At 69.6% G+C, this 16,515-nt stretch carries 12 protein-coding genes; 5 read left to right on the top strand and 7 right to left on the bottom strand.

Annotated elements, in window-relative coordinates:
• Positions 1 to 17: 17 nt before the first annotated feature.
• Positions 18 to 443 carry an ATP-binding protein gene (locus JK364_RS34090; RefSeq protein ID WP_201855224.1) on the top strand — a complete coding sequence of 142 codons (426 nt, stop codon included), beginning with the start codon at positions 18 to 20 and terminating at the stop codon, positions 441 to 443.
• Between the two features lie 79 nt (positions 444 to 522).
• Here the strand turns inward: JK364_RS34090 and JK364_RS34085 are convergent, their stop codons facing one another.
• From JK364_RS34085 to JK364_RS34055, 7 genes are all read right to left on the bottom strand, one after another.
• Positions 523 to 1,680, bottom strand: coding sequence for an ABC transporter ATP-binding protein (locus JK364_RS34085; protein WP_037952147.1), 1,158 nt, complete (start codon positions 1,678 to 1,680; stop codon positions 523 to 525).
• Positions 1,673 to 2,731, bottom strand: coding sequence for an ABC transporter ATP-binding protein (locus JK364_RS34080; RefSeq protein ID WP_201855223.1), 1,059 nt, complete (start codon positions 2,729 to 2,731; stop codon positions 1,673 to 1,675). The genes JK364_RS34085 and JK364_RS34080 overlap by 8 nt, the downstream gene beginning before the upstream one ends.
• A gap of 11 nt (positions 2,732 to 2,742) precedes the next feature.
• Entirely contained in the window at positions 2,743 to 3,720 is a 978-nt protein-coding gene (locus JK364_RS34075; protein WP_201855222.1) for an ABC transporter permease, read from the bottom strand.
• On the bottom strand, positions 3,713 to 4,639 hold the full coding sequence (locus tag JK364_RS34070; RefSeq protein ID WP_201855221.1) for an ABC transporter permease: 927 nt from the start codon (positions 4,637 to 4,639) through the stop codon (positions 3,713 to 3,715). The genes JK364_RS34075 and JK364_RS34070 overlap by 8 nt, the downstream gene beginning before the upstream one ends.
• 148 nt (positions 4,640 to 4,787) lie before the next feature.
• Positions 4,788 to 6,431, bottom strand: a complete 1,644-nt coding sequence (locus JK364_RS34065) for a peptide ABC transporter substrate-binding protein (protein ID WP_201855220.1) — start codon at positions 6,429 to 6,431, stop codon at positions 4,788 to 4,790.
• Positions 6,432 to 7,082: 651 nt separating this feature from the next.
• Positions 7,083 to 8,978 carry a translational GTPase TypA gene (gene typA, locus JK364_RS34060; RefSeq protein ID WP_201855219.1) on the bottom strand — a complete coding sequence of 632 codons (1,896 nt, stop codon included), beginning with the start codon at positions 8,976 to 8,978 and terminating at the stop codon, positions 7,083 to 7,085.
• Positions 8,979 to 9,726: 748 nt separating this feature from the next.
• Positions 9,727 to 11,838 carry an ABC transporter family substrate-binding protein gene (locus JK364_RS34055; RefSeq protein WP_201855218.1) on the bottom strand — a complete coding sequence of 704 codons (2,112 nt, stop codon included), beginning with the start codon at positions 11,836 to 11,838 and terminating at the stop codon, positions 9,727 to 9,729.
• Between the two features lie 307 nt (positions 11,839 to 12,145).
• Here JK364_RS34055 and JK364_RS34050 point away from each other — a divergent pair, with 307 nt between their 5' ends.
• The 4 genes from JK364_RS34050 (at position 12,146) to JK364_RS34035 (ending at position 16,096) form a co-directional block, all read left to right on the top strand.
• Positions 12,146 to 12,430 (top strand): Rv0250c family protein, encoded by a 285-nt coding sequence (locus JK364_RS34050; RefSeq protein WP_201855217.1) that lies wholly within the window; start codon positions 12,146 to 12,148, stop codon positions 12,428 to 12,430.
• Positions 12,431 to 12,505: 75 nt separating this feature from the next.
• On the top strand, positions 12,506 to 13,357 hold the full coding sequence (gene sdhC / locus JK364_RS34045; protein ID WP_201855216.1) for a succinate dehydrogenase subunit SdhC: 852 nt from the start codon (positions 12,506 to 12,508) through the stop codon (positions 13,355 to 13,357).
• 16 nt (positions 13,358 to 13,373) lie between these two features.
• The gene (locus JK364_RS34040; protein WP_201855215.1) at positions 13,374 to 15,329 is read left to right on the top strand and encodes a fumarate reductase/succinate dehydrogenase flavoprotein subunit; all 1,956 of its coding nucleotides are present in this window, start codon (positions 13,374 to 13,376) and stop codon (positions 15,327 to 15,329) included.
• Positions 15,326 to 16,096: a succinate dehydrogenase/fumarate reductase iron-sulfur subunit gene (locus tag JK364_RS34035; protein WP_201855214.1), complete on the top strand. Its 771-nt coding sequence runs from the start codon at positions 15,326 to 15,328 to the stop codon at positions 16,094 to 16,096. Before JK364_RS34040 ends, JK364_RS34035 begins: the two co-directional genes overlap by 4 nt.
• Positions 16,097 to 16,515 lie beyond the last annotated feature (419 nt).

Here is a 16,515-nt window from a genome sequence, read left to right as displayed (position 1 = left end):
CAACCGGAGGCTGCCCCATGCGCACGCCCGAAGAGCCCTGGTCCTACGGCCTGTTCATCCCGCACGACCCACGCGCCGTGGGCGTCGTACGGGCCACGATCCGTCACATCCTCAGGGCGGCGCGGCTCGACTGCATCGTGGACACGGCCGAGTTGCTCGTGTCGGAGCTGGTCACCAACGCGTACCGGAACACCACCACCGACGCGTACGTCAGCATGGACTGGGAGCCGTCGCCGTCCGACTTCCGGGTCACCGTATGGGACTCCGGCGACGGGCTGCCGCAGCCAGTATCGGCGCGGACCGACGACGAGAACGGCCGGGGGCTGTCGCTCGTCGAGTCGTGCTCCGACACCTGGGGCGTGCACGACTACACCGACAAGGACTCGGGCGTCACCGGCAAGGCCGTATGGTTCACGCTCAATCCACCGCCCGCCGTCTCCTGAACGACGGCGAGGGCCGCCCGGGACGTGGATCACGTCCCGGGCGGCCCTCGTCGTTCAAACTGCGGCCCGCGCGGTAGCGCTAGGCGTGGACCACGTCCTTTTCCTCCGCGAAGTGGCACGCCGACTCGTGCGCCGCAGGCGAATCCGTGCCGGCGAAGCGCTCGGGGATGGCGAGGAGGGGGACCTCCTTGGCGCATTTGTCCTCGGCCTTCCAGCAGCGGGTGCGGAAGCGGCAGCCGGAGGGCGGGTTGGCCGGGGAGGGGACGTCGCCGGTGAGGATGATGCGTTCGCGGCCCTCGCGCGACTCCGGGTCCGGGACCGGGACGGCCGACAGCAGCGCCTGGGTGTAGGGGTGCGTCGGGTGGTCGTAGATCTCGGTGTCGGAGCCGATCTCGGCCATCTTGCCCAGGTACATCACGCCGACCCGGTCGGAGATGTGCCGGACGATGGACAGGTCGTGGGCGATGAAGATGTAGGACAGGTTGAACTCGTCCTGGAGGCCCTCCATCAGGTTGATGACCTGTGCCTGGACGGACACGTCGAGCGCGGAGACCGGCTCGTCGCAGATGATGATCTCCGGGTTGAGGGCGAGGCCGCGGGCGATGCCGATGCGCTGGCGCTGGCCGCCGGAGAACTGGTGGGGGTAGCGGTTGATGTACTCGGGGTTCAGCCCCACGACGTCCAGGAGCTCCTGGACCTTGCGGCGGCGGTCGCCCTTCGGGGCCACCTCGGGGTGGATCTCGAAGGGCTCCCCGATGATGTCGCCCACCGTCATACGGGGGTTGAGCGAGGTGTACGGGTCCTGGAACACCATCTGGATGTTGCGGCGGACGGCCCGCAGCGCCCGGCCCGACAGCCGGGTGATGTCCTGGCCCTTGTAGAAGACCTCGCCCGCGGTGGCGGTCTCCAGGGTCATCAGCAGCTTGGCGACGGTGGACTTGCCGCAGCCGGACTCGCCGACGATGCCGAGGGTCTCGCCCTGGTAGAGGTCGAAGGAGATGCCGTCGACCGCCTTGACCGCGCCGATCTGCCGCTTGAAGAGGATGCCCTGGGTCAGCGGGAAGTGCTTGACCAGATTGCGCACCTGGAGGATCGGCTCACCGCGGTCGACCTTGGCCTCGAGCGCGGCGACCGCCTCGTCCTCGGTGGCCGCGTCGACCGTCTCCACCTCCGTGACGTTGGGGGTGGCGTCCGCGGCCGGTTCCATGGCCTTCTCGTTCTTCTCGGCGTCAGCCATGGAGGGTCTCCTTCCAGAAGTGGCAGGCGCTGCCGCGGCCCGGCAGCTCCGTGCCGTCCTGCTCGGTGACCGGCACCAGGGCGGGGACGTCCGTACGGCAGATGTCCTCCGCCTTGGGGCAGCGCGGGTTGAAGGCGCAGCCCGTGGGGATCTTGAGCAGGTTGGGCGGCAACCCCTTGATCGCGTAGAGCTCCTGGCCCTTGCGGTCCAGGCGCGGGATGGAGTCCAGCAGACCGCGGGTGTAGGGGTGGGCCGGGCGCTTGTAGAGCTCGTGCACGGGGGCGGTCTCGACGATCCGGCCCGCGTACATCACGGCGATCTTGTCGGCGACGTCCGCCACCACACCCAGGTCATGGGTGATCAGGATCAGACCCATGTGGTACTCGCGCTGGAGCTCCGCGAGCAGGTCCATCACCTGGGCCTGGACGGTCACGTCCAGGGCGGTGGTCGGCTCGTCGGCGATGATCAGGTCCGGCTCCAGGGCCATCGCCATGGCGATCATGATGCGCTGGCGCATACCGCCGGAGAACTGGTGCGGATAGTCGCTCACCCGCTCCTTGGCCGCCGGGATGCGGACCCGGTCCATCAGCTCGATGGCCTTGGCCTTGGCCTCCTTCTTGGACAGGCCCTGGTGGACCCGGAACATCTCGCCGAGCTGATAGCCCACGGAGAGCACCGGGTTCAGCGCCGAGAGCGCGTCCTGGAAGATCATGGCGATCTTGCGGCCGCGGATCTTCCGGCGCTCCTCGCCCGCCATGGTGAGCATGTCCTCGCCCCGGAACAGGATCTGCCCCTGCGGGATCTTCCCGGGCGGCATGTCGAGGATGCCCATGATCGCCTGGGCGGTCACCGACTTGCCGGAGCCGGACTCGCCGAGGACGGCGAGCGTCTCACCGGCGCGGACGCTGTAGTTGACGCCGTTGACGGCCTTGGCGACACCGTCCCGGGTGTGGAACTCCACATGCAGGTCGCGGACTTCCAGCAGCGGGGTGCCGTCGTCGTCCTCGCCCACGCGGGCGGTGGCGCTCGTGGTCTTCTCGATGGTGGTCACGTACGCCCTCCTCAGCGCAGCTTGGGGTCGAGGGCGTCGCGCACCGCGTCGCCGAGCGTGATGAATGCGAAGACCGTGAGGCTCAGCATTCCGGCCGGGAACAGCATCACATGCGGGTTGTCCCGGATGGCGTCCTTGGCGTCGGAGATGTCGATGCCCCACGAGATGGTGGGGTCGGCGAGACCGAGGCCGAGGAAGGACAGCGTGGCCTCGGCGGAGATGTAGGCGCCGAGGGAGATGGTGGCCACCACGATGGTGGGGGCCAGCGCGTTCGGCAGGACGTGCCGGAAAAGGATCCGGCCGGTTCCGGCACCGAGGGCACGCGCCGCGGTGACGTAGTCCGCCTGCTTGGCGGTGATCACCGAACTGCGCATCACCCGGGCGATGGTGGTCCAGCCGAGGAAGGCCAGGGCCGCGATCACGACGTACACCTTGCGCTCGGTGAACGCGTTCAGCACGACCATCGAGCCGAGCAGGAACGGCAGACCGAAGAAGATGTCCACGATCCGGGAGATGATCGAGTCGATCCAGCCGCCGAAGTATCCGGCGGCCATGCCCAGCAGACCGCCGAAGAGGGTCACCACCGCGGTCACGCCGACGCCGACCATGATCGAGGCGCGGGTGCCATAGATGACCCGGGCGTAGATCGAGCGGCCCTGACCGTCGTAGCCGAACCAGTCGGCCTGGAAGAAGTGGGTCAGCTCCGGCTTGGTCAGGAAGTGGTTGGTCAGATCGCCGTTGCGCGGATCGGCGCTGGTGAACATCCCGGGAAAGGCCGCGACGGCCAGCAGCAGCACCAGCAGCACCGCCGAGACCCAGAACAGCGGGCGATGGCGCAGTTCGAACCAGGCGTCGCCCCACAGCGAGCGCGGCTTGCCCTGGGAGGCGGCGCCGGGGGCGGCGGTGTCCACCGCGGTCGGCGGGGCCACGGCGTCGACCGCCGTGTCGACCGCCGTGCCGCCGGACTGGGATTTGGTCATGTCAGGCATACCGGATCCTCGGGTCCAGGACCGCGTACAGCAGGTCGACGAGCAGGTTGATCAGCAGAATGACGAGGACGAAGATGGTCACGACCCCGACGATGGTGGTGCCCTCACGCTGCCCGAGCGCCTTGAAGAGCAGGTTGCCGACGCCCTGGACGTTGAAGATGCCCTCGGTGACCACCGCGCCGCCGACCAGCGCGCCGACGTCGGTGCCGAGGAAGGTGACCACCGGGATCAGCGAGTTGCGCAGCAGGTGGACGCCGACGATCCGGCGGCGCGGCAGCCCCTTGGCGAGCGCGGTGCGCATGTAGTCGGCGCGCAGGTTCTCGGCGAAGGTGGTCCGGGTCAGCCGGGCCACATACGCCATGGAGAGCATCGCGAGGACGAACCCTGGCAGCAGGAGTTGCTGGAGGTTCATCGAGTCCTGGACGTTCGGTGGCAGCCAGCCGAGCTCGTCGGCGAAGATGAACCGGGCCAGATAGCCGAGGACGAAGACCGGCATCGAGATGACGATCAGCGTGAAGATCAGCACGCCGGTGTCGGCGGCGCGGCCGGCCCGGAGTCCGGCCCAGGCACCGAGCCCGATGCCGACGATGATCTCGATGGTGAGGGCCACCGCCGCGAGGCGGAGGGTCACCGGGAAGGCCATGCTCATTTCCTCGGAGACCGGGCGGCCGCCGAAGGTCTTGCCGAAGTTGCCCTGGAAGAGGTCGACCATGTAGTCGAGGTACTGCTTCGGGAGGGACTGGTCCAGCCCGAACTCATGGCGCAGGGACGCGACCTGCGCGGGGTCCGCGGCCTTCTCTCCCCACATCGCTCTGATGGGGTCGCCGGGAAGGACGTGGACCATGAGGAAAATCAACAGTGTGGTCCCGATGAAGACCGGGATCATCTGGAGCAGTCGCCTGGCGACGTAGCGCCCCATTATGCCTCCATGCCGTTGGGGGGCGGCGGAGGCCACGTCTCGTCAGCGCCACGCGGGTGGGGGGATGAGCTGCGGGCCTCACGCCTGCGGGCCGGTGCCGCCGCTCCCCGGTGGGAGAAGCGGCGGCACCGGCCGGCGGTCCCGATGATTACTTCTTCTTCACCTGGACGTCGGTGAAGATGGGGTCGCCGTCCTGGCCGTAGGGGATCTTCCCCAGGACCTTGTTGGACTGGCCGCTGTTGACCTTGTAGAACCACAGCGGGATCGCCGGCATGTCCTTCGCGAGAACCTGCTCCGCCTGCTGGTAGAGCTTCACGGTCTCGTCGAGGGTGGCGGCCTTGTCGGCCTTGTTGGCGAGCTCGTCGAACTGCTTGTTGGCGTAACCGCTGGTGTTACCGGCCGCCTTGGAGCCGTAGAGGTCCCTCATGAAGTTCGAGTTGACCGGGTAGTCGAGCACCCAGCCACCGCGGTACATGGACTTGACCTGGTGCTTGTCACGCGCGTTCAGGTCGGCCTGGAAGTCGGGCTTGGAGTCGCCGACGCAGTCGACGCCGGTGGCCTTGCGGATGCTGTTGCAGACCGCGTCCACCCAGGGCTTGTGGTCCTGGTCGGCGTTGTACTGGATCGAGATCTTGTTGCCCGGGACCCCGCCGCCCTCCTTGATGAGGGACTTGGCCTTGGCCGGGTCGTAGGTGACCTGCTCCTTGAGCGCGCCGGCCTTGTAGCCGATCACGCCGCGGGCGACATAGCTGTCGGCCGGGGTGCGGGAGCCGTGGAGCACGGTCTTGGTGATCGTGTCACGGTCGATCGCCATGGACAGACCCTGGATGACCTTGGGGTCGATGTTCTTGAACTGCTTGGTGTAGAAGGCCGGGACGACCGACTGGACCGCCGAGTACTCCTCGTCGATCGCGCGCTTGCCCAGGTCGCTCTTGTAGTTGGTCAGCGCGGTGGTCGGGACCTGCTCGATCCAGTCGAGGTTGTTGGAGCGCAGGTCCGAGTAGGCGGCGTCGGCGGTGGTGTAGTTCTTGAAGTCGATGCCGCCGTTCTTGGCCTTGTTCGGGCCCTGGTAGTCCGCGAACTTGCGGACCTTGATCATCTTCTTGTGGTCCCAGGAGACGAACTTGTAGGGGCCGTTGCCGACCGGCTTCTCGCCGAAGCCCTTGGGGTCCTTGAAGAAGCCCGTGGGCAGCGGGGACCACACGTCGTAGCCCAGCTTGTAGGCGAAGTACGAGACCGAGCTGTTGAGCTCGATCTTGAACTCGTTGTCGTTGACGACCTTCAGGCCGGACATCTTGTCGGCCTTGGGCTTGCCCTTCTCAGGGTGGACGTCCTCGTAGCCCTTGATGTCCTGGAACCAGCTGGAGTTGGTCTGGTTGTTCGCGACGTTGGCGGACCAGTTCCAGGAGTCCACGTAGGACTTGGCGGTCACGGCCTCGCCGTTGTGGAACTTCCAGCCCGGCTTGAGCTTGACGGTCCAGACGGAGGAGTCCTTGTTGGGGGTGACGGACTCGGCGTTGACGTAGACCAGCTTGCCGGTGCCCGGCTCGTAGTCCACCAGGCCCGCGAAGATCGCCCGCAGCACCCGGCTGCCCTGGCTCTCCTTCGCGTTCGCCGGCTGCAGCGGGTTCTGCGGCTCGCTCAGCTGGGCGGTGAGTATCCCATTCGGGTCCGCCGTGCCCTTGTTCATGTCATTGCTGCCGCTGTCGCTGTCGTTACCACCGCAGGCGGTCGCGGCCAGCGCCACGACTGCCGCCAACGCGACCCACTTGGCGCTCTTGGCACCGCGCATGGGTTTGCCTCCTCAGGAGTCCACTGTCACTACGAGAGGGGGCGCCCGGAGACACGCTGACACCCCTGACAGCGAAAGGGACCGGAACCCCCCAGATGCGCTCGTAGGTCCGCGCTCCCCACAGCGTGTGACCCATTGACCCGAGCTCAATGGACCCCATGATTGAGCACGTCCGGCCCGTAAACCACACCTTATGGGTCTCGCTTTGGTCACAGCATCTACGCGCGGAGCTTCGAAATCCGGACAAAACTGCCCCAGACAGACACACGCGAAACGGACTGTTAACACATCATGCGGAGCTCGGGCGCCGATATTCGGACAGGGAGATCCGGATAACTGCTTGACTGGCACATTGCTGACATGGCAACGGCCCGGACCCCCGCCGTGGAGGCGATGGGTCCGGGCCGTGGGCAGCTCACCGAGGCGCGGTGGGGCGCCTACGCTCCGTGATCGGCGCCGTCGTGCGCAGGGGCGCCGGGTGTGAGCCCCGGCGCCCCCGCGCCCGGGTGTGCGCGTCAGCGCTTGGCGCGGGCGGCGGCGAGCGTCAGCGCTTGGCGCGCGGCGGTGAGCGTCAGCGCTTGGCGCGGGCGGCGGCGAGCGTCAGCGCTTGGCGCGGGCGGCGGCGAGCGTCAGCGCTTGGCGCGGTGCGCGTCAGCGCTTGGCGCGGGCAGCGCTGCGGGCGCGCTCCTTCTGATCCAGCACCACCTTGCGGATCCGCACCGTCTCCGGCGTCACCTCGACGCACTCGTCGTCGCGGCAGAACTCCAGGGACTGCTCGAGCGAGAGCAGCCGCGGCGGGACCAGAGACTCGGTCACATCCGCGGTGGAGGACCGCATGTTGGTGAGCTTCTTCTCCTTGGTGATGTTGACGTCCATGTCGTCGGAGCGGGAGTTCTCGCCGACGATCATGCCCTCGTACACCTCGGTGCCCGGCGAGGTGAACAGCACCCCGCGCTCCTGGAGGTTGGTCATCGCGAAGGCGGTCACCGCACCCGAGCGGTCGGCCACCAGCGAGCCGTTGTTACGGGTCTTCAGCTCGCCGAACCACGGCTCGTGACCCTCGTGGATGGAGTGGGCGATACCCGTGCCGCGGGTCGCGGTCAGGAACTCGGTACGGAAGCCGATCAGACCGCGGGAGGGGACGATGAACTCCATACGGACCCAGCCGGAGCCGTGGTTGGACATGTTGTCCATCCGGCCCTTGCGGGTGCCCATGAGCTGGGTGACCGCGCCCATGTGCTCCTCGGGCACATCGATGGTGATGCGCTCGATCGGCTCGTGGACCTTGCCCTCGACCTCCCGGGTGACCACCTGCGGCTTGCCGACGGTGAGCTCGAAGCCCTCCCGGCGCATGGTCTCCACCAGGATCGCCAGCGCCAGCTCGCCCCGGCCCTGCACCTCCCAGGCGTCCGGGCGGTCGGTGGGCAGCACGCGCAGCGAGACGTTACCGATCAGCTCGCGCTCCAGCCGGTCCTTGACCAGCCGCGCGGTGACCTTGCGGTCCTTCACGGCGGACTTGTCGGCGCCCTTGCCGCCGGGGCCGCGGCCGACCAGCGGGGAGGTGTTGGTGCCGATGGTCATCGAGATCGCGGGCTCGTCGACGGTGATCAGCGGCAGCGCGATCGGGTTCTCCGGGTCGGCCAGGGTCTCGCCGATCATGATGTCCGGAATGCCCGCGACCGCGCAGATGTCACCCGGGCCGGCCACCTCGGCGGGCTTGCGGGTGAGCGCCTCGGTCATCATCAGCTCGGTGATCCGGACGTTGGAGATGGTGCCGTCGCGCTTGATCCACGCGACCGTCTGCCCCTTCTTCAGCTCGCCCTGCTCGACCCGGAGCAGCGCGATACGGCCGAGGAAGTTGTCCGCGTCCAGGTTGGTGACATGGGCCTGGAGCGGGGCCGCCGCGTCGTACTCCGGCGCCGGAACGGTGTCCAGCAGGGCGGAGAAGAACGGCTGGAGGCTGTCGCTGTCGGCCGGGACGGTGCCGTCCTCCGGCTTGGTCAGCGAGGCCACGCCGTCACGGGCACAGGCGTAGACGATCGGGAACTCGATCTGCTCCTCGGTCGCGTCCAGGTCCAGGAAGAGGTCGTACGCCTCGTTCACGACCTCGTCGATCCGGGAGTCCGGGCGGTCCGTCTTGTTGATGCACAGGATCACCGGCAGCTTCGCCTGGAGCGCCTTGCGCAGCACGAAGCGGGTCTGCGGCAGCGGCCCCTCGGAGGCGTCCACCAGCAGGACGACCGCGTCGACCATGGACAGACCGCGCTCGACCTCACCGCCGAAGTCGGCGTGGCCCGGGGTGTCGATGATGTTGATGGTGACGGGGTCGCCGCCGTCCGCCGGGTGGTACTTCACGGCGGTGTTCTTCGCGAGAATGGTGATGCCCTTCTCGCGCTCCAGGTCGTTGGAGTCCATGACCCGGTCGTCCACCTGCTGGTGGGCGGCGAACGCGCCCGCCTGCTTCAGCATGGCGTCGACGAGGGTCGTCTTGCCATGGTCGACGTGAGCGACGATGGCGACGTTACGAATGTCGTGGCGCGTGGGCATGAAAGCGCGCTTCTCCCGGTTGTTGGGTGGCGACGCGCTCCTTAAGCGGCGCGCCTTCCGCCGGGCTGATCACGCCTCGGCCTCACCCCCATGGTACGGGGACGCCGCGCGGACGAACGCCGCAGCCCATCCCGCGACCCATCTCACACCCCGTCCCACCGCCCGTCCCCGCGCCGGTCACCCCGCCGGTCGCCTCGCCGGTCGCCTCGCCCGGCGGCTCCGCTGGCGGCTGCGGCTACGGGGGTGTCCGGCGGATCTTTCCCCTCCCCGCCCCTTCCCGTAACCAGGGGCTCCGCCCCTGGACCCCGGGGCCGACAAGCCGACCGTCCCGCCGCGAACACCCACACCGGCGGCCTGATCGCGGTCGGCACGCTGGCGCAGCGGATGACCGGTCGGACGCCCAGCCGGGTCCCGGGACGAAGCCCCGCCACGCGGCGGAGCCGCATATCGACGCCGCGGGAAGGGGCGGAGTTCCGGGTCCGGGGCCTGGAGCGGAGCCCCGGACCCGGGATCTGGGGCGGAGCCCCCCGGACCCGGGATCTGGGGCAGAGCCCCGGGACAGGGGCCTGGGGCAGAGCCCCCGGACCGGGATCTGGAGCAGAACCCCGGGACAGGGGCCCGGGGCAGAACCCCCGGACCGGGGCCCGGGGCAGAACCCCCGGACCGGGGGCTGGGGCGGAGCCCCGGTTTCGGGAAGGGGCGGGGAGGGGAACAGCTCGCCGCAGGCGTCAAGGTCCGCCGGAACCCCCTAGCGGCGGAAGCCGATGTCCTGGTAGCGGGGGGTCGCGAAGCCGAAGGCGCCCGCGTTGACCAGGCCCTTGCGCATCGCGATCAGCTGGGGGCGCTGATAGAGCGGAATCGATCCGGCCGCCGCCCAGATCCGGGCGTCCGCCCGGCTGACCAGGGAGCGCGAGGCGCCGCCGTCCAGCTCGGAGAGCGCCTGGTCGAAGAGCTGGTCGATCTGGTCGGTGCCCACCCGGGTGTAGTTCTGCTCGACGACCAGGGAGCCGTCGGCGGCGGGCTGCGGCTTGGCGTAGATGGGACGGGCATCGGTGGCCGGGTAGGCGGAGGCGGGCCAGGAGTAGAGGGCCAGGTCGTAGTCGCCGGTGGCGATGTGGTCCCGGAAGTAGCTCTCGCCGGAGACCTTGGTGATCTCGGTCCGGACGCCGATCTTCTCCAGCATCCGGGCGATGCGCTCACCGACCGTGCCCAGCCGGGCACCGGTCCGGTCATCGGGGAGGACGAAGCGCAGCACCAGCGGCCGTCCCTTCTTCCGTACGACGGCCGTCTCCCGGAGCCGTCCGGACCGCCCGGCGTCACCGGCCGCGGGCGGGGCGCCGGAGGCGCTCTTGGAGGCGGTTCCGGACGCGGTGTCGGTGGCCGGGTCCGTGGTGGAGCCCGTGGCGCCCTCGGTGGCGGTCGGGGCGCTGTACCGGCTGCCCCGGTCGTCCGTCTTGCCGTCCAGCGCCTTCTGACGGCCGGTGCCGCCCGCCCGCCAGCCCGCGTCGGCGAGCAGCGACTGCGCGGCGTTGGCGTCCGGGGCGCCGAGGGCGCCGCTGTGGTCCTTGTAGCCCGGCTGGCCCGCCATCAGCAGATGGTTGCCGAGCGGCTCGGACGGCAGCCCCATGGGCTTGAGCACCAGCTTCGCCAGGGCCTTCCGGTCGATCGCGCGGGCCACCGCACGGCGTACCCGCTCATCGGCGAGCGGGCCCTTGGTGCCGTTGAGGGCGAGCTGGGTGTAGGCCGGGTCCAGGGCCTTGCGCAGGGTGAACCTGCTCAGCGCCCGGGTCCGCGACCGGTTCTTGTCGGTGTCGCCGGTGTCGCCGGTGGCCGCTCCCTGGGCTCCCGACTCTTCCCGCGCCGCCCCGGTGCCCGCCGTACGCGTCGCCTCGGCCGCCTCCCGGCCGCCGGTGGACGCCTCCCGGCCGCCCGTGGACGGCTCCGGCGCGCCCGCCTTGCCCGGGGCCGAGGAGCCCCGCTTGGCGCCCGCGGCCTGCTTGCCGGGGGCGGTGGCCTGGATGCGCCGGGCGGTGGTCCCGTCCACCTCGGCCAGGTCCAGCCGCCCGGCGATCAGCGCCTCGGCCCGCTTCTCGGCCGGGACCGCCTGGAAGACCACCCGGCTCAGCCGCGCCCGGTCGCCCCACCAGCGGGGGTTTCGGACGAGGGTGACCTCGGAGTCCGTGACCCGGCGGACCATGAAGGGCCCGGCGCCGACCGCGAGCCCCTTGTTCGCGGCCGCGGTGAAGACCGCCGGGTTGCCCATCACGCTCTTCGGGTACAGCGGGGTGAACAGCGAGCGCCAGTCGGTGTACGGCTTGGCGAAGGTGACCTTGACCTCGTGCTCCTTGTCCCCCGGTTCGACCTTGGCGATCCGGTCGTATCCGGCGTTGCGCGCCGTCCCGTACTTCTCGTCGGTGCCGCGCAGCGCCTTCCACTGGGCCTGGAAGTCCTCCGCGCCGATCGGGCGCCCGTCGCTCCACACCGCCTTGGGGTTGAGCTTGAAGACCACGACCTGCTTGGGATCGGTCGAGGTGACGTCGGCGGAGGCCAGATAGTCGCCGTTGCGCTGGGCCCGGCCGCGGGCGTCGAGGGTGTAGAGGGCGGGCAGCACGGCGCCCGCGATCCGCTGGGTGCCCGTGTCCGCGGTCTTCTGGAAGGCGTTGAGCGTGGTGGGCGTCGCGTCCAGGGCCCAGCGCAGGGTGCCGGTGCCGGCGGTCCCGGAGCGGGGTGCGGAGGCGATGTCCCAGGCGGCGCGCGGCGGTGGGCCGTCGTCGTCCGAACTGCAGCCGGTCAGTACGGGCAGCGGCAGCATCACTCCCGCGGCGAGCAGCATGGCGCGGCGGCTCCTGGTGATGGGCATGGCTCGTACCTCCGCAGGGTGACGGATATATGCGCATTTGGCATAGTGTGACGCTGATCGCATATACTCCTCACTCAAAGCGACGGTTCATCGGACAGCACGCCGAGAGGGCCATGGAGACGGCCATGAGGGGAAAGGATCACCCGCCCGGATCAATGCGGCGGGCGCGCACTCCGGCGCGCGGCGGCGGAATCCCGCCGGTGACGGCGCCAATCCCGACAGATCCCTTCACAACCAGGACCGTGGCGCGTAACACTCGCTGTCGCATAAGCGTCGCCAACCGCAACCGCGGAAGTGAGGGCAAGTCATGTCCTTGAACGACGACTTGACGGCCGTCCAGCGCTGTCTCGATGACCTCGTCCGTTCCGTCTCCCGGCTGGAGCAGCGGGTGGGCGCCGGCGGGCTGGAGATACGCCGGGTCCGCACCGACGCGGACCACCTGCGCGAGAGCCTCGCCCTGCTGCGCGAGACGACTCCCGTGGAGCGATCACGCCCCGAAATGGTTCCGGTCCCCGACGCCCCGTACGACAGCGCGCTGTGGTCGGACGTCGACGACGAGGGCCTCGGCGCGAGAGATCGCCACGCGCCCTAGGGACGGGCCGGCGCGCCTCCCGTCACGGGGCGCATCCCCACCGTCCCCCCATACCACTCCACCGCGGAGTTCCCCTTGGCCACAGGCACCGACCCGCAAGCCACCACGCCCGCACCCGCAGACTCCGGAACGGCCCCGCACGGCGTGCACAGCCCCTCGCGCGCCGCCATCCCCGGCCGCCATCTGCGCAGCGACCGCTGGTGGCTCTCCCCCGCCATCACCGCCGCCGGACTGTTCGCGTTCATCGTCTACTCGACCTGGCGGGCCTTCGCGGGGGACGACTACTACGCCGAGCCGTACGTCTCCCCCTTCTACTCGCCCTGCGTCGCCCAGAACTGCGTGCCCATGAAGGGCGGCGCCAACTGGGAGATCTTCGGCGCGTGGTGGGGCCTGTCCCCGGCACTGCTGATCCTGATCTTCCCGCTAGGGTTCCGGCTCACCTGCTACTACTACCGCAAGGCGTATTACCGGGGCTTCTGGGCCTCACCGCCCGCCTGCGCGGTCGCCGAACCGCGCGCCAAGTACACCGGCGAGACCCGCTTCCCGCTGATCCTGCAGAACATCCACCGCTACTTCTTCTACTTCGCGGTGATCGTCGCGGGGATCCTCACCTATGACACCGTGCTCGCCTTCCGGGACGAGCACGGCCGCTGGGGCCATATGGGCCTGGGCACCCTGGTGCTGCTCGCCAACATCGCGCTGATCTGGGCGTACACCCTCTCCTGCCACTCCTGCCGCCATATCGTCGGCGGCCGGCTGAAGCACTTCTCCCGGCATCCGGTGCGCTATCGGCTCTGGGGCTGGGTGAGCGGGCTCAACGCACGCCATATGCAGCTGGCCTGGGCCTCTCTCATCAGCGTCGCCGTCGCGGACTTCTACGTCTATCTGGTGGCGAGCGGCGCCTTCGACGATCCCCGCTTTTTCTAGGAGAGGTGCTCATCCGATGACGCAAGTCGAGCGGCAGGCGTGGGACGTGGTCGTGATCGGCGCGGGCGGCGCCGGGCTGCGTGCCGCGATCGAGGCCCGCGAGCAGGGCATGCGCTGCGCCGTCATCTGCAAGTCGCTGTTCGGCAAGGCCCATACGGTGATGGCCGAGGGCGGCATCGCCGCCAGCATGGGCAACGTCAACGAGCGCGACAACTGGCAGGTGCACTTCCGCGACACCATGCGCGGGGGCAAGTTCCTCAACCACTGGCGGATGGCCGAGCTGCACGCCCAGGAGGCCCCGGACCGGGTCTGGGAGCTGGAGACCTGGGGCGCGCTCTTCGACCGCACCCCGGAGGGCAAGATCTCCCAGCGGAACTTCGGCGGCCATGAGTACCCCCGCCTCGCCCATGTCGGGGACCGCACCGGCCTGGAGCTGATCCGCACCCTCCAGCAGAAGATCGTCTCCCTCCAGCAGGAGGACAAGGCCGCCACCGGCGACTACGAGTCCCGACTGAAGATCTTCCAGGAGTGCACGGTCACCCGGATCGTCAAGGACGGCGACCGGGTCGCCGGGGTCTTCGGCTACGAGCGCGAATCGGGCCGGTTCTTCGCCCTGGACGCCCCGGCCGTGGTGCTGGCCACCGGCGGTATCGGCAAGTCCTTCAAGGTGACCTCCAACTCCTGGGAGTACACCGGCGACGGCCACTCACTGGCGCTGCTCGCGGGCGCCCCGCTGATCAACATGGAGTTCGTGCAGTTCCACCCGACCGGTATGGTCTGGCCGCCCTCGGTGAAGGGCATCCTGGTCACCGAGTCGGTGCGCGGCGACGGCGGGGTGCTGCGCAACAGCGAGGGCAAGCGGTTCATGTTCGACTACATCCCGGACGTCTTCAAGGAGAAGTACGCCCAGTCCGAGGACGAGGCCGACCGCTGGTACGAGGACCCGGACCACAACCACCGCCCGCCCGAGCTGCTCCCCCGCGACGAGGTGGCCCGCGCCATCAACGCCGAGGTCAAGGCGGGCCGGGGCTCCCCGCACGGCGGGGTCTTCCTCGACGTCTCCACCCGGATGTCCCCCGAGGTCATCAAGCGGCGGCTGCCCTCGATGCACCACCAGTTCAAGGAGCTCGCGGACGTCGACATCACCGCCGAGCCCATGGAGGTGGGCCCCACCTGTCACTACGTGATGGGCGGAGTGGACGTCGACCCGGACACCGCGGCCGCCACCGGCGTGCCCGGCCTGTTCGCCGCGGGCGAGGTCGCGGGCGGGATGCACGGCTCCAACCGGCTCGGCGGCAACTCCCTCTCCGACCTGCTGGTCTTCGGGCGCCGCGCCGGGCTCCACGCGGCCCGCTACGCCCAGGAGATCGCGGATTCGGGCACCCGTCCGGTGCCGGACGAGGCACAGCTGGACCTGGCGGCGGCCGAGGCGCTGCGCCCGTTCAGCGCCGAGGCCGGTGAGCCGGACGAGACCGCGGGCCCTGCCGGGCCGCCGGAGAACCCGTACACCCTCCACCAGGAGCTCCAGCAGTCGATGAACGACCTGGTGGGGATCATCCGCAAGGCCGAGGAGATGGAGGAGGCGCTGCACCGGCTGGCCAGTCTGCGGATCCGGGCGCGCCGCGCCGGGGTCGAGGGCCACCGGCAGTTCAACCCCGGCTGGCACCTGGCGATCGATCTGCGCAACATGCTGCTGGTCAGCGAGTGCGTGGCCCGCGCCGCGCTGGAGCGCACCGAGAGCCGCGGCGGGCACACCCGCGACGACTGCCCCGAGATGGACCGGGAATGGCGACGGCTCAATCTGGTCTGCCGGCTCTCCGACCCCTCGGGCGGGCTGGCGGCACCCGACACCGGGCACGGCCAGATCCGGCTCGAGCGGCGTGAGATGCCGCCCATCCGGCCCGACCTGCTGAACCTGTTCGAGAAGGACGAGCTGGTGAAGTACCTGACGGACGAGGAGCTGACCCAGTGAGTGCGTACGAGGCCCACTTCCGGGTGTGGCGGGGCGACCAGGACGGCGGCGGTCTGAAGGACTTCCACGTCGAGGTCAACGACGGCGAGGTCGTGCTGGACATCGTCCACCGGCTGCAGGCCACCCAGGCCCCCGACCTGGCCGTCCGCTGGAACTGCAAGGCGGGCAAATGCGGTTCGTGCAGCGCCGAGGTCAACGGCCGGCCCCGGCTGCTGTGCATGACCCGGATGTCGGTGTTCGAACGGAACGAGACGATCACCATCACCCCGCTGCGGGCCTTCCCGGTGGTGCGGGACCTGGTGACGGATGTGTCGTTCAACTACACCAAGGCCCGTGAGGTGCCCTCCTTCGTGCCCCCGGAGGGGCTGGGTCCGGGCGAGTACCGGATGTGGCAGGAGGATGTGAACCGGTCGCAGGAGTTCCGCAAGTGCATCGAGTGCTTCCTGTGCCAGGACACCTGCCATGTGGTGCGGGACTTCGAGGAGAACAAGGAGGCGTTCGCCGGGCCTCGGTTCCTGATGCGGGTCGCGGAGCTGGACATGCATCCGCTGGACGCGGCGGCCGAGGCCGGTCTTGACCGCAAGAGCACCGCCCAGGAGGAGCACGGACTGGGCTACTGCAACATCACCAAGTGCTGTACGGAGGTCTGCCCCGAGCAGATCAAGATCACGGACAATGCGCTGATCCCGCTCAAGGAGCGGGCGGCGGACCGTAAGTACGATCCGCTGGTCTGGCTCGGCAACAAGATCCGGCGGCGGGGGCAGTGACGCCTGCGGCGGGCTGATCCCCTCCCCGCCCCTTCCCGATACCAGGGGCTCCGCCCCTGGACCCCGAGGTCTGGGGCGAAGCCCCGCCACGCGGCGGAGCCGCATATCGATGCCGCGGGAAGGGGCGAAGCCTCGGCCCGCGGTCTGGGGCGAAGCCCCGGCTCGGGGCCTGGGACAAAGCCCCGGCTCGGGGCCTGGGGCAAAGCCACAGCTCGGGGCCTGGGGCCCGGGGCAAAGCCACAGTTCGGGGTCTGGGGCGGAGCCCCGGCTCGGGGCCCGGGGCAAAGCCCCAGCTCAGGGTCTGGAGCAAAGTCCCAGCTCAGGGTCTGGGGCAAAGCCCCAGTTCGGGGTCTGGGGCGGAGCCCCGGTTTCGGGAAGGGGCGGGTAGGGGAAAGACCCGCCGACCCGCCGGGGCCGGT

Source organism: Streptomyces endocoffeicus (assembly GCF_016741935.1).
Classification (GTDB): Bacteria; Actinomycetota; Actinomycetes; order Streptomycetales; family Streptomycetaceae; genus Streptomyces; species Streptomyces endocoffeicus.
The sequence above is the reverse complement of the archived record's forward strand: the minus strand, read 5'-3'. Positions and strand labels throughout refer to the sequence as shown.